The 13461-nt window shown below is 71.8% G+C and carries 11 protein-coding genes; 7 read left to right on the forward strand and 4 right to left on the reverse strand.

What is annotated here, in order from left to right:
* Positions 1–155: 155 nt before the first annotated feature.
* From WME96_RS12070 to WME96_RS12080, 3 genes are all read left to right on the forward strand, one after another.
* Positions 156–2216, forward strand: coding sequence for a MopE-related protein (locus WME96_RS12070; protein ID WP_437290293.1), 2061 nt, complete (start codon positions 156–158; stop codon positions 2214–2216).
* Between the two features lie 337 nt (positions 2217–2553).
* Complete coding sequence (locus WME96_RS12075) at positions 2554–3186, forward strand: hypothetical protein (RefSeq protein WP_437290294.1); 633 nt, start codon at positions 2554–2556, stop codon at positions 3184–3186.
* 444 nt (positions 3187–3630) lie between these two features.
* The gene (locus tag WME96_RS12080) at positions 3631–4788 is read left to right on the forward strand and encodes a helix-turn-helix transcriptional regulator (protein WP_437290295.1); all 1158 of its coding nucleotides are present in this window, start codon (positions 3631–3633) and stop codon (positions 4786–4788) included.
* A gap of 58 nt (positions 4789–4846) precedes the next feature.
* On the opposite strand, the gene WME96_RS12085 is transcribed toward WME96_RS12080, so the two are convergent.
* The 3 genes from WME96_RS12085 to WME96_RS12095 form a co-directional block, all read right to left on the reverse strand.
* The gene (locus WME96_RS12085) at positions 4847–5680 is read right to left on the reverse strand and encodes a hypothetical protein (protein WP_437290296.1); all 834 of its coding nucleotides are present in this window, start codon (positions 5678–5680) and stop codon (positions 4847–4849) included.
* A 124-nt stretch (positions 5681–5804) separates the two neighbouring features.
* Positions 5805–7190 carry a KamA family radical SAM protein gene (locus WME96_RS12090; RefSeq protein WP_437290297.1) on the reverse strand — a complete coding sequence of 462 codons (1386 nt, stop codon included), beginning with the start codon at positions 7188–7190 and terminating at the stop codon, positions 5805–5807.
* 200 nt (positions 7191–7390) lie between these two features.
* Positions 7391–8077, reverse strand: a complete 687-nt coding sequence (locus WME96_RS12095; RefSeq protein WP_061617312.1) for a lytic transglycosylase domain-containing protein — start codon at positions 8075–8077, stop codon at positions 7391–7393.
* A gap of 272 nt (positions 8078–8349) precedes the next feature.
* Between WME96_RS12095 and WME96_RS12100 the strand changes: the two genes are divergently transcribed.
* Positions 8350–8835 (forward strand): hypothetical protein, encoded by a 486-nt coding sequence (locus WME96_RS12100; protein WP_437290298.1) that lies wholly within the window; start codon positions 8350–8352, stop codon positions 8833–8835.
* 27 nt (positions 8836–8862) lie between these two features.
* Here the strand turns inward: WME96_RS12100 and WME96_RS12105 are convergent, their stop codons facing one another.
* Positions 8863–9894 (reverse strand): CPBP family glutamic-type intramembrane protease, encoded by a 1032-nt coding sequence (locus WME96_RS12105; protein ID WP_437290299.1) that lies wholly within the window; start codon positions 9892–9894, stop codon positions 8863–8865.
* 234 nt (positions 9895–10128) lie between these two features.
* On the opposite strand from WME96_RS12105, the gene WME96_RS12110 reads away from it, so the two are divergent.
* From WME96_RS12110 to WME96_RS12120, 3 genes are all read left to right on the forward strand, one after another.
* Positions 10129–10506, forward strand: coding sequence for a hypothetical protein (locus WME96_RS12110; RefSeq protein WP_433935608.1), 378 nt, complete (start codon positions 10129–10131; stop codon positions 10504–10506).
* 226 nt (positions 10507–10732) lie between these two features.
* A complete protein-coding gene (gene speA / locus WME96_RS12115) occupies positions 10733–12664 on the forward strand; it encodes a biosynthetic arginine decarboxylase (RefSeq protein ID WP_433935609.1) in 1932 nt (643 codons plus the stop codon).
* Positions 12665–12672: 8 nt separating this feature from the next.
* Positions 12673–13422, forward strand: coding sequence for a heme exporter protein CcmB (locus WME96_RS12120; protein ID WP_437290300.1), 750 nt, complete (start codon positions 12673–12675; stop codon positions 13420–13422).
* The last annotated feature ends 39 nt before the right edge of the window (positions 13423–13461 follow it).

Raw genomic sequence — 13461 nt, forward strand, 5'->3', positions numbered from 1 at the left:
TCGCCTGTGGCCGCGTCGCTGCGCGTCCCGCGACGCGCGCGCCATGTCGCGGGCTCGCGGATCGGCCGTCGCGCTCGCCGGCGGCGGGGTAGTCTACGATCTTGCGGCCGGCGCCCCTCGGGTGTGCCCGCCTCGCGGAGGGGAGCAGCTTGCCGATGCCGAAGAGAACCCGCGCTGTCCGTCGCCGCCCGCTGGCCTGGACCGGAGGGCTGGCCGCCCTGGCGGCGCTCGCGCTCGCGTCCGGGGTGGCGCCGTCCTGCGCCAGCGCGGAGCCCCCCGACGTCCCGCTCGGCGGCGGCGGGGAGGACGCCGTCGACTGTCCGACCGACTGCGCCGCGGACCCGAGCGCTCCGCTGTGCGACCGGGCGACGGGGAGCTGCGTCGCGTGCCTCCCCGGCGCGGCCGCGTGCCCGGCCGGCCAGCACTGCGACGCCGAGGCGAAGCGCTGCGTGGCCGGGTGTGAATCCGAGTCCGACTGCCCTGCTGCGCTCACCTGCGATCGCGCGAAGCGCGCCTGTGTCGGCTGCGCCGCGAGCGACGAGTGCCCGACCGGCATGTCGTGCACCGGAGAGGGCGAGTGCGTGGAGGGGTGCTCGGCGTCGCGCCCGTGCCAGGGCGACGCCGCGTGCTGCGATGGCCTCTGCCGCGACCTCCAGACCGACGCGCGGAGCTGCGGCGCCTGCGATCGCGCCTGTCCGTCGCTGGCCCACGGCGAGAGCGCCTGCGAGGACGGCGCCTGCGCGCTCAGCGCCTGCGACGACGGGTTCATCGACTGCAACAAGGACCCGGCGGACGGGTGCGAGCACGACGTCGCGGCGCGCGGGCCCTGCTCGTGCACGCCGAACGAGACCAGGGCGTGCTACCAGGGGCCGCCGGGCACCGAGGGCGTCTCTCCCTGCGCCCCCGGCGTCTCCACCTGCAGATCGAACGGCCTCGGGTGGGGTCCGTGCCTCGGCCAGGTGCTCCCGGAGCTCGACGCGTGCGCCGACGGCATCGACAACGACTGCGACGGCGCCGTCGACAACACCCCCGATCAGGACGGCGACGGCTGGACCGCCTGTGACGGCGATTGCTGCGACTCCCCGTCGGACGGGTGCAGCACCCCGGCCCTCGTGAACCGCGGCGCCTTCGAGGTGGCCGACAACGGCGTCGACGACGACTGCGACGGCGCCGTCGACAACGCCGCGCCCTGCGACGCGGGGCTCGCGAGCGACTCGGCCACGGCGCTCGATTACGCCAGGGCGATGGATCTCTGCGTCACCACGGCGGCGGCCCCGTCGTCGCCCGCGGCGCGCACGTGGGGGGTCGTCTCCGCGAGCTTCCACCGCGCCGACGCCGCCGGCGCGCCGGCGGCGGCCCAGCGGTCGATCCGCCAGGGCTTCGGCTCCGGCATCGCGCCGCTCCGGGGCGCGCGGCTCGCGGTGCTCTCGACCGGCGTGGCCGCGGCCCAGGCGGCGCCGAACAACACGAGGCCGAGCTTCGCTCCGTTCCAGGGCGGTCGGGACATGGGGACCTCGAGCAGCGTGCCCGAGGACTGGCTCGAGGCGAACGGCGGCAACCTCCCGAACGCGCCCGGGTGTCCGGAGCCGCAGGGCGGGTCGACAGCCCACGATCCCGTGATGTTGCGGCTGCGCATCCGCGTCCCGACGAACGCGAGCTCATTCAGCGTCTCGACCTATTTCCTCTCGTCGGAATACCCCGAATGGGTGTGCAGCCGGTTCAACGACTTCTTCCTCGCGCTGCTCGACTCGTCGTTCGCGCCCCTCGCGGGGGAGGCGCCGAACCCCGCGGACAGGAACCTCGCCTTCCACGACCCTCCGCCCGCCGGGGCGCCCGTCTACCCGCTGGGCGTGAACCTCGCTTTCGGCGGCACCGGGCTCTTCACCCAGTGCGTCAACGGCCAGACCGGGTGCGGCGGCGGCGCCGTCCCCGGCACGACGACGACCTGCGCGGGCGTCGATCAGCTCCAGGGGACGGGGTTCGACGTCGCGCGGCCGGCTGCCCAGTTCGACGGCGAGCCGGGCTGGTGCGGCGCGAGCGAGCTCGCCGGCGGCGGGACCGGGTGGCTGGTCATGAACGGCAATGTCAGCCCGGGGGAGATCATCGAACTGCGGTTCGTGCTGTGGGATACGGGCGATCCCTGGAATGACTCCGTCGCCCTCCTCGACAACTTCCAGTGGTCGAGCTTCGCCTCGACGCCCGGCACGCGCAATTGAGGCGCCCAGCGCGGCGGTCCTGACGGCCGGCGAGCAAGGGCCCCGCGGTCGCCGGCATCGGGGAAAAGCGCTCCTCTCCAGGCGAATGCGTTCCTGAACTTTTCTACCAGCCCTCCGGTCCCCGTGGTCCAATCTGCCACCACCTGCCGGAATGGGTGTCCGTGAAGGCGCATCAGGGCGGGCACCCGGGCCAGCGGCGCTCCGCCGTGCCGCGCGCGCGAACGCAGCGGACGGACGGCGACCCGTTTACACTGCGCGACGAAGCCGGGGACCGCGGCACGCATCCCTCGGCCTCGCGCTCACGGGAGCGCTTCTGTTCATCACCCAAGGAGACTGCATGAGGAGAACGATCACCCCGCTCGCGCTGTTGCTCGCGGGCCTGTCTTTCGCCACGCTCGGCTGCGACAGCAAGGGGAACGACGCGACCACACCGGGGGCGGTCGCCGAGGACAAGCCGACCGAGAGCGCCGCGCCCGCGGCGACGACGGCCGCGCCGGCGGCGACGGCGGCCGTGCCGGCCGCTGCGACCGCGGAGCCGACGGCCGCGCCCGCGGAGACGGCCGCTGCTGCGGCCGAGCCGGCGGAGACGGCGGCCGCGGCCGCGCCGAAGGCGACCGCCGCGGCGTCGGCGGCCGCGGCCGCCGGACCGGCGGCGACCGGCGCTGCGCAGGCGGGCGAGAAGAAGGTCGAGTGCGGCGCGAAGGGACAGAAGCTCTGCCCGATGCAGGCCTGGATGAAGAGCACGATGGCCTCGGCGACCTCGAGCGGCGACGGCGCGAAGATCGCGGCGGCGCTGCAGTACGTGGCCGGCAAGCCGCCGCCGGGCATGGGGAGCTGGGGCGCGATCTCCAGGGCAGGCGCCGCCAAGGCGAAGGCCGGCGACATCGACGGCGCCAAGGCGAGCTGCAAGCAGTGCCACGATCTCTACAAGGAGCAGTACAAGAAGACGATGCGCGATCGCCCCTGGTGAGCCGCCCGCCGCGCGCGCCTCGGAGCCCAGCGGGCGCCGGGCGGCGCGCCTCGCGCCTGCGCGCCGAGCGGCGGTCGCCGCTCGGCCGGCGTCGCGCGGGACAAACATCTTGGACGGGCGGGGGTGATGCGATAGAGCGCTGAGCTGATGGCGCGCGCTGTTCGCACAGGCCCCGGGGGTGCCCATGCGCCGGCCGCCTCGCCGACTCGCGGCCGGGGTGCCGGCGGCTCGAGCGGGTCCGCGGGCGCGCCCCGCGCGCGCGTCGGCCAGGCGGCCGACCCGTTCTCCAGCAGCTCGCTGCCGCCGTCGAAGCCGCGCGCAGGCGCGGCGCCGCGCCTCACGGGCGACGCGGGGCTCGACGTCAGGCCGGGCGCGGCGGCCCCGGCTTCGCCGAGCGTGCGCCCCCCGGCTTCGTCGAGCGTGCGCCCCCCAGCTTCGCCGAGCGTGCGCCCCCCGGCGGCCCCTCCGCGGGCCGAGGCGAGCCCGCCGGCGGCCGCCTCGAAGAGGCCTCCTCCGCCGGACGAGGACGAGGACGACGACGACGCCGGAGAGGCCAGGGGCGGCTCGCAGCGCGGCCGGCCGCGCGGCCCGTTCACGCAGCACCGGCGGCTCGACTCGCTGCGCAGCCTGCTGCAGAAGCACCCTGCCGGCCTGACGATCTACGACCTCGCGCGCGAGCTCAACGTCACGCCGCGGTCGCTCCGGCGCTACCTCGTCGAGGTCAAGCGCGAGCTCGATCTCGTCTCGGTCGCCACGCGCCCTGGGGGCCCGCGCCTCTGGCGGCTGTCGCCGAGCGAGGCGCCCCGGCGCGTCGAGGTGCGCCGGACGCAGGCGTACGCCCTGCTCGCCGCCCGCCGGCTGTTCGAGCCGATGCGCGGCTCGACCCTCTTCGAGGAGATCGATCTCGCCGCGCAGCGCCTGCTCGGCGTCGCGCGCCGGCCGGGGCGCGGGCCGAACGCCGGCGTCGCCGACGCGCGGCTGGAGGAGCGGTTCCTCTACCTCCCGTTCGCCCCCAAGGACTACGCCGCGCGCACCGAGGAGCTCGACGATCTGTTCCAGTCCGTCGCCGACCTGCGCCCGCTCAGGTGCCGGTACCGCCGCGCGCGCGACGGGCGCGAGGAGCGGGTGCTCATCCACCCGTACGCGCTCGTCCTCTACAAGGATGCGATCTACTGCGTGGGGCTCCACGTCGGCCGCGGCGAGGTGCGCACGTTCCTGCTCGATCGCATGCGCGACACCGAGTGCGCCGTCACCGAGCGCTTCGAGCTGCCCCCTGATTTCTCGATCGACGACTACTTCCAGGGCCAGTTCGGCATCTGGCGCGGCGGCGAGCCCCGGCGCGTGGTGATCGACTTCGACGAGCGCGTGACCGAGTTCGTGCGGACGCGCAAGGTCCACCCGTCCCAGGAGATCACGCCGCTGCCCGCCGGCGGCGTGCGGCTCACGATGCACATCGGCGACATGACCGAGCTCGCGACGTGGGTGCTCGGCTTCGGCGAGACCGCCCGCGTGGTCGAGCCGCCCGATCTCGTGGACCGCGTGAAGCGCGAGCTGGCCGGCGCGCTCGCGCGCTACGCGGAGCCGCCGCCCGCCGACGGATAGACCTGGCCGGCGCTCCGGCGGACCTCGCCAGCGCTCCGGCCAGGCTGCGCGCGGGTGCTCAGGAAGGCCAGCGTCGCTCGGCGGCGACGCGCGCGGCGATCTCCTCGAGCGCGGCTGCGTCGAGGCGCGCGAGCGTGGCATGTCGCTCGCCGGTGAGCTCGATCTGGAGCGCCTGGCAGAGGCGCTCGATCGCCTTGCGGTGTCCCTCGGCGAGACCGCTGCGGAAGGCCTCTTGCTGGGCCTCGGCGAGGACGGGGTTCTTCTCGTCCAGGAGCACGCGCGCGACCGCGTTGCGCCCCTCGGCGCGGTCGAGCAGCGCCCGCACCGGCAGCGGCCGGATCAGGCAGGCGTCCTCGATCTCCGCGTCGATGGGCAGCGGCCGGAACGCTCGCTCGGCCGGCGACCACTCGGCCACCAGGCGCCGCTGGACGAAGAGCGCGAACATCCGCCGGATGCCCCGCGCCGTGAGGCGCTCGGCCCGGTCGATGAGATCGCGCAGCGGCTGCTTGTGGACGACCTCGAACACGACCTCCTCCAGGTAACGGGCGCCGGTGGTCGGGTCGTTGCCCTCCTTGCGAATCGACGTGTCGGTGGCGAAGTCCGAGCCGTCATCCGTCCGGGTCAGCATGTCGGTCGAGGCCACGTATCCGGGCCGCACGTGGAAGAGCGCCTCGCCGTCGACCTGGCAGTGGGCGTCGCCGTGGGGAGGGGCCGCGGGCGCGGCGAGCACGCGGCGGCCGCCGATCATCTCCTCGCGGCTCTCGACCTGGACCAGGCGCTCGTCCACGCGCGGCGGATCGCCGTGGCCTGGCAGCTTCTGGGCAGCGGGCGACGTCGCCTCGGGGGCCTGATGAAATGCGGCGGGGTTCTTCGATGGCATGCGCAGGGTCATGGTAGCAGCCTCCAGCTGGGTCCCTCCGAAGTCGGCGGGACACACCATGGAGTTGCGTGCTGGCAGGCGACCTGATTCCGGTTTCTTCGAGCGACGCGCGCTCGGCCCGCTGCGCCCGGCCGCCTCAGCGCGACGCGCGGAGCGCCTCGTCGATCATCTTCTGGTGCTCCGCCGGGTCCGCCCAGCGGGCGCGCCCCTCGGGCGGGAGCTGATCGATCGGATCGAAGTACGTGTACCGCTGCCCCGGCTTGACGCTCGGCGCCTCGAACACGGAGATGCCGGTCGTGCGGTCGTAGTGCTCGAACGAGTGCGCGTCGCGCTTGCCCCCGCCGCCGGGCGCGTCGACGACGAACGTCGGCGTGTTGAACCCGGCGGTCGAGCCGCGCACGTGCTTCTCGATCATGAGCCCGGTCGCGAGCGTGGTCCGCAGGTCCTCGACGCCCCGCACGAGGTCGTGGATGTAGACGTAATAAGGGTGCACGTGCACGTGCCCAAGGCGCTTCACGAGCAGCTTCATCGTCTCGGGCGTGTCGTTCACCCCGCGCTGCAGCACCGACTGGTTCCTCACCGTGATCCCGCGCTCGAACAGCCTGTTCATCGCGTCGCGGGTGATGCCCGTGATCTCGTTCGGGTGGTTGAAGTGGGTGTGGATCACGACCTCCTTGTGCAGCTTCCGGCCGAGCTCCACGGTCCGCGTGACCGCGTCGATCCACTCGTCGTCCGTGAGGAGCTTCTGCGGCATCACGGCCGGGCCCTTGGTGGCGAGGCGGATGCGCTGGATGTTCGGCATCCTGAGGAGCGTCTCGCCGATCGCGCCGAGCTGCTCCGGCCGCAGGTTGTACGCGTCGCCGCCGGAGACGACGATGTCCTCCAGCTCCGGGCGCGACGCGATGTACGCGTACGCGCGCTTCCAGCGGTCCTCGTCGACCTTGAAGTGGGTCTTCTCGACCTCCTCCGTGTCGATGCCCACCGCGTAGCTGCGCGTGCAGAAGCGGCAGTACACGGGGCACGTGTCGAGGGGCAGGAAGAGCGCCTTGTCGGCGTACCGGTGCGTCAGCCCGGGGACGGGCGCGTCCGCGCGCTCGTGCAGCGAGTCGAGCCCGAGCTTCGGGTGGTCCGGCAGGAAGCGCGACGCGAGCGGGATGAACTGGGTCCGGAGCGGATCGTTGTACGGATCGTTCCAGTCGATGAGCGAGAGCATGTACGGCGAGACCCGGACGCTCATCGGCGCGTGCGCGAAGCCCTCGGTCGCGTCGCGGATGAAATCGTCCGACACCATCCCGCGCAGCGTGTCGAGCAGCTTGTCCGGGCGGGTGATCGACTTCTTCGCCTGCCACCGGTGATCCATGAACTGCTCGTCGGTCACGTCGGCGTACGCCGGGATCCGCCGGAAGTCGGGCATCTCGAGCAGCTGCGCGTGCTGGAGCGACGCCGGGTCGACCGGCGGCTTGAGGGGCGCGATGTCGCTGTTTCGCTTGGTGAGTTCGATGAGGCTCGAGGTGGTCGTCATGTCGTGGACCCTTGTCCGCGCGGAGAAGAGAGGGCGTCAGCGGATGGCCGCCTGCCTGCGCCTGCGCCCCTCGGGGCCCGCCCGGGAGAGGCAGGGGCAGCGGTTTATCGGATCGTAGCATCGCGGTACACACCCGTCGGGGGCGGTGTGTGCCGTGTCTTCGGCTGGCGGGCGGAGGTGCTCCGAGGCGGGCGAGCCGGTCAGGGCTCGATGGAAGCCAGCGTCGTGTCCCGCGTGGTGCGGTAGCGCGCATAGTAGGTCCGCACGCGCGTCACATAAGCCTGCGTTTCCGCGTACGGCGGGATGCCGCCGTACCGCATGACCGCCCCTTCGCCAGCGTTGTACCCGGCGATGGTGAGATCGAGATCTCCGTTGAAGAGGTTGGCCAGGATGCGCAGGTACCGCGTTCCGCCGAAGATGTTTTCGCGCGCGTCGAACGCGTCGCGCACCTGCATGCGGAGGGCGGTCTCGGGCATGAGCTGCATCAGCCCCTGCGCGCCGACGGGCGAGACGGCCCGCGGGTCGTAGTCGCTCTCGCACTTGATGACGGCGCGAACGAGCTCCTCGGGGATCTGGTAGAGCGTCGCGGCCTGCCGGATCCACGCGTCGTAGCGGCTGAAGCGCTCGAGCGATTTGTCGCTCGGGGCGACCGGGTTCACGCCGGCGCGCGCCGGCGATCGGCGCCCGTCGCCCTTGATGTACAGCTTGAACCGCCCGTCGCCGCTGGAGCGGTTCGAGAAGTGCACCGTCCCATCCGCGTCGGTGTAGGTGAAGATGTCGGCGTGCGCGCTGCCCGGGTGCAGCGCGAGGGCGGCGAGCCCGAGCGCGGCGGCGAGGGCGCGGAGCGGCAGGCGAAGGGAGGAGCCGGAGGTCGATGTGACGGGCATCTCTGGCCGAAGCATAGGTTGTGATCGTCCGCTCGCGCAAACCGCACCGTGACGGCGGAACCAGGAGCAGACGGCGGAATCAGTCGGCGGAAACAGCGGATGGATGGACGGCGCAGCGAGGCGGCGGAAGCAACGCCGCGATCCGCGGCGCCATTCCGGGACGCCTCGCGGGGGCGCCAGCGCGCCGTGGCGCCCCTGTGCGTGCTCGTGGGCGTCGCGGCGGAAGGTCTGTCTGGTGAGCACGTCCCGGGCGCTGTACTAAGGCGGGCGCGATGGAGATCGGCTGGCGACACGTGCTCGTGGGGGTTGCGGCCCTCTTCCTGCTGTTCCTGATCGTCAAGATGCGCCCCGCGCGGCGGCGCCGGGACGCGCTGAGCGCCGAGGTGCAGGCCGCGCGGGAGCGCGCGCGGCGCGCCGCGACCCCCCGCGAGCGGGCGGAGGCGCTGTGCGACGCGGGAGTACAGGCGCTGCACGGCGGCCGCCGCGTCACCGCGGCCGTGGGCTTCTTCGTGCGCGCCATGCGCGCCGACCCCACATCGGCCCGCGTCATCGAGCTCGCGAGCGGCGCGCTGGCCAGGCGCAGGCCGCGGCTCCTGGAGAAGATCCTCTGGCGGCGGCTCGCGGTGCTCCCGTGGGACGGCGAGCACCGCGACGCGGCGCGCGCGGCCGCCATCGGGCTCCAGGCGCTCTACCGGCGCGAGATCCGGGACCGGAACCGCGCGGAGATCATGCGCAAGCTGGCCGAGACGTTCGGCTGAGCCGCCGCGCGCAGGCCCGCGCGGCCGTCACGTCGCCCAGAACGTCCGCGGCAGCGCGCCGCGGTTCGACAGCGACACGAGATCCATGAGCAGCGCGATCGTGACGTGCACGAGGAAACCCGAGTAGATGCTCTTCGTGCGCATCGCGAGCGACCCCAGCGCGATCCCGGCGACAACGGCGCCGGCCGCCTCGAGGTACGGCTTGCCGAAGTGGATCATGCAATAAGGGACGATCATCGCGAAGATCGCGCCGGAGCCCATGGTGTGCCGCAGGCCGGCCAGCCAGAAGCCGCGGAAGAAGATCTCCAGCGCGAAGAACTGGGCGAAATACATCGCCTCCCAGGCGATGAGGTCGAACCAGGAGCGCGACGACTGCTTGTAGAAGGGGTAATAGGTCCCGAAGTCGGGCGCGCTGGCGACGATGAACACCGCCGGGACCACGACGGCCAGGCAGAGCAGGTAGATCCACGCGTGCCTGGCGAGCCCGCGGACGCGCAGCCCCATGTCGAGCAGGCTGTCCCTGGGGAAGCAGAGCTTCCAGGCGACCATCGGGATGGCCACGTAGCCGAACACGCGGGTGAACGACCACCAGACGTAGCTGTAGAGCTCGTCGTAACGACGGAGCGAGACGGGCAGCAGCGCGCCGGCCGGCGAGAGCGCCTGGGCGAGCTCGACCTCGCGCAGCCACGGCCGTATGTGCGCGTCGTAGACGGCCCGGCCGCCGTAGTACTGCTGCAGCATGAGCACGAGCGCGGTGATCGTGAACAGGACGGCGGGGCGGCGGTCGTAGCCCCCGGCCGCCAGGGTGCGCCGCTGGTGCTCGTGGGCCTCGACGTCGAGCTCCCGCCAGGTGCGCCGGAAGAAGAGCCAGAGGACGGGCGCGAGCGCGATGAACGCGGCGACCGGGAACAGGGCCTTGAGGAGCGTGCTCGCCAGGGCGGAGGACGGCTCGGCGAAGCGGGAGGCCGCTTCCTGGAGCGGCGGCCGCAGCGGTCGGAGCCAGTCGACGTTCGCCACGAGCCAGCTCCCCAGGTTGAGCATCGGCGCGGCGTGTACCATGATCCGGGGCCCAGTACAGCGCCGACGAGCGACGCGCCCGGTCGACGCCCCCGACCAGCGCCCCCGACCAGCGTAGGAGCGCGCCCCGCCGCTTCGCCGAACTCCCGCGACTCCCGCAGCGCGGCCTTGCGGTGACCCAGGCCGCTCTGCTAGATCGCGCTCCCTCTTCAATGCCGCGCGAGTCATCTCGCGCATGACCGGCGCAGGCCTCGCCTGCCCGTGGGAGTATCAGCGATGGCCATCAAGAATCCGCTTGCGATCGTGAAGGAGCGCTTCGGCGACAAGGCGAAGCTCGTCGAGGCCGTGAAGGGCTTCGCGACCGAGGACCTCTGGCTCGGGCGCGTCAGCTCGGATCGGGGCGGCAGCAAGGGGCTCGATCACGTCTCGAACGCGAAGCTCCTCCGTCTTCACGCGACGTTCAGCGCCGTGAAGGAGAAGTTCGGGACGCGGGCGCGCCTCATCGAGGAAACGCTCACGGTCCTGAACCGGTCGAAGGACCAGGGGTACAAGAAGCGCCTCGAGGCGTACCCCGTCCCGCGCCTCTACGATCTCTACCAGTCGGCCTCGAAGCGGGCGAAGGCCGCCTCGGCGACCCCGAAGACCCAGGCCTGAGCCGCCGCCCACCGACCGCGCCCATCCATGTCGGACCTGACCGGGCTGCCTGCCCTTGAAGGTCCGGCGTTCCTATCGTAATTGAGCCGCGTCGCCAGCGCGCGGTGTCCAGCCGTCCAGCGTCGGACCGACGATCTGACGTCCCCCTGTTGAGCGTGAATCCCCTCTTGGGCCCTCCCAGAAAGGCGGGTGTCGCCCCCGGCGAGCCCCGCCAAGGAGAACGACTGTGAGCAGCGCGCACGAGACCGAGACCGGCGTCTGGACCACGGAAGACGCCAAGTCGCTCTACATGATCGATCGCTGGGGCCGCGGCTACTTCGACGTGAGCCCGGACGGCAACCTCACGGTCGCGCCGCTCCAGGAGCGCGGCAGCAAGATCGCGATCCGCGACGTCGTCGACGCGGCGCTCGAGCAGGGGCTCCGCACGCCGCTCCTGATCCGCTTCCAGGATCTGCTCCATCACCGGGTGCGGTCGCTCAACGAGGCCTTCAACAAGGCGATCGCCGAGAGCAAGTTCCGCGGGACGTACCGCGGCGTGTTCCCGATCAAGGTGAACCAGCTCCGGGAGGTCGTGGAGGAGATCCTCGACGCGGGCAAGACCTACCACTACGGCGTCGAGGTCGGCTCGAAGCCCGAGGTCTTCGCCGGCCTGTCGGTCCACACCGACCCCGAGTCGCTGATCGTCTGCAACGGCTACAAGGACGAGAACTTCATCCGGACGGCGCTCATCGGGCGCAAGCTCGGCAAGAAGGTGATCCTCATCGCGGAGAAGCTCTCCGAGGTGCGGATGATCACGCGCGTCGCCAAGGACATGAACGTCGAGCCCATGATCGGGCTGCGCGTGCGGCTGCTCACCGAGGGGGCGGGCAAGTGGAAGACCTCCGGCGGGGAGAACGCGAAGTTCGGCCTCTCCACGGCCGAGATCCTCGCGGCGATCAGGATCATGGACGAGGCCGGGATGAGCGCCTCGTTCAAGCTCCTCCACTTCCACATCGGCTCGCAGGTGCCGGACATCCTGATCATCAAGCGCGCCGTGCGCGAGGCGACGCGCTACTACGCGAAGCTCCGCAAGATGGGGCAGCGCATCGAGTACATCGACGTCGGCGGCGGGCTCGCCATCGACTACGACGGCTCGCGCTCGACGTTCCACTCGTCGATGAACTACTCGGTCGAGGAGTACGCGCGCGACATCGTGCACAACATCGCCGATATCTGCGACGAGGAGCGGGTGCCGCACCCGAACATCGTCTCGGAGTCCGGGCGCGCGATCGTCGCGCACCACTCGGTGCTGGTCGTCCAGGCGTTCGGCTCGATCGAGAAGACGCCGATGTCGCCGATCGACATCCAGACCGAGGAGCACAAGCTCATCCAGAACCTCCTCTACATCAAGGACAACCTCTCCTCGCCGAACCTCGGCGAGTCGTGGCACGACCTGCTCCAGATCAAGGAGGAGGCGCAGAAGATGTTCGAGCTCGGCCTGCTCAACCTGGACGTGAAGGCCCGGGTCGAGATCCTCTTCTGGGAGATCGCCGAGAGCATGCAGAAGATCGCGTCGGAGCTCGACCCGGAGGAGGTGCCGGACGATCTCGGGGAGCTCCGCAAGCAGCTCGCCGACCAGTACATCTGCAACTTCTCGGTGTTCCAGTCGCTGCTCGATCACTGGGCGCTCGGCGCGCTCTTCCCGATCGTGCCGATCCACCGGCTCAACGAGCGCCCCTCGGCCGACAGCACGCTCGTCGACATCACGTGCGACTCCGACGGCAAGGTGAGCAAGTTCATCGATCTCAACGATGTGAAGGACACGCTCCCGCTGCACCCGATCTCGGGCGACAAGCCGTACTACGTCGGCATCTTCTTGACCGGCGCGTACCAGGACATCATGGGCGACATCCACAACCTGTTCGGCCGGGTCAACGAGGTGCACGTCTTCCTCGATGAGGACGAGGACAGCGGGTACTACATCGAGGAGACGATCGCCGGGAACAAGATCCAGGAGGTCCTGGCGCTGACGCAGTACGACAACCGCGATCTCGTCGGGAAGGTGAAGGCGCAGGTCGACGGCGCGATCAAGCAGGATCTCCTCAAGCCGACCGAGGGCATGCGGCTGCTCGCCGACTACGAGCGCGGGCTCAAGGACCAGACGTACCTGAGCCTCTGAGCCGCGCCGTGCCCTCCGACGCCACGGCGCCCCAGACCACGGTGATCGCGGGCCGCGCGGCGCCCCCCGGGCGCCGCCCGCCGGGCTGGGCGCGCCAGGCGCTGCTCGTCGCGGGGAAGGACCTCTCGATCGAGCTCTCCACGGGCGAGATCGTCACGACCAGCGGGTTCTTCGCGGTGCTCGTCGCCGTGATCGCGTCGCTCGCATTCCACGCGGGGCAGGACGCGACCGAGCGGGTCGCGCCCGGCGTCATCTGGGTGAGCGTCGCGTTCGCGTCGGTGCTCGCGCTGAGCCGCACCTGGCAGCGGGAGCGCGAGGACGGCGCGCTCGCGGGCCTGCTCGTCCTGCCGATCGCGAGGAGCGCCCTGTTCGCCGGCAAGGCGCTCGGGCTCTGCCTGTTCGTGGGCGCGGTCGAGGCCATCATCATCCCGGTGGCGGCGCTCCTCTTCGCGGTGGATCTCGTGGAGACGGGCGCGGGGCTCGCGCTCTTCTGCCTGGCGGCGACGCCGGGCATCGCCGCGAGCGGCACCCTGTTCGGGGCCATGACCGTGCGCACCCGCGCCCGCGACCTCGTGCTCGCGAGCGTGCTCTTTCCGCTGCTCGCGCCCACCCTGCTCGCCGCGGTCGCGGGCACGCGGGAGCTCTTCGGCGGCGCGTCGATCGGCGAGCTCACCGACTACATCGCGCTGATGGGCGTGTTCGACGTGGTGTTCATCGCGGGCGGCGTCGGCCTGTTCGATCTCATGATCGAGGGCTGACCCGCCGCGCGACCGCGATCCAGCGCGGCCGGGGCCGGT

This window comes from Sorangium sp. So ce406 (assembly GCF_051474675.1).
Taxonomy (GTDB): domain Bacteria; phylum Myxococcota_A; class Polyangia; order Polyangiales; family Polyangiaceae; genus Sorangium; species Sorangium cellulosum_G.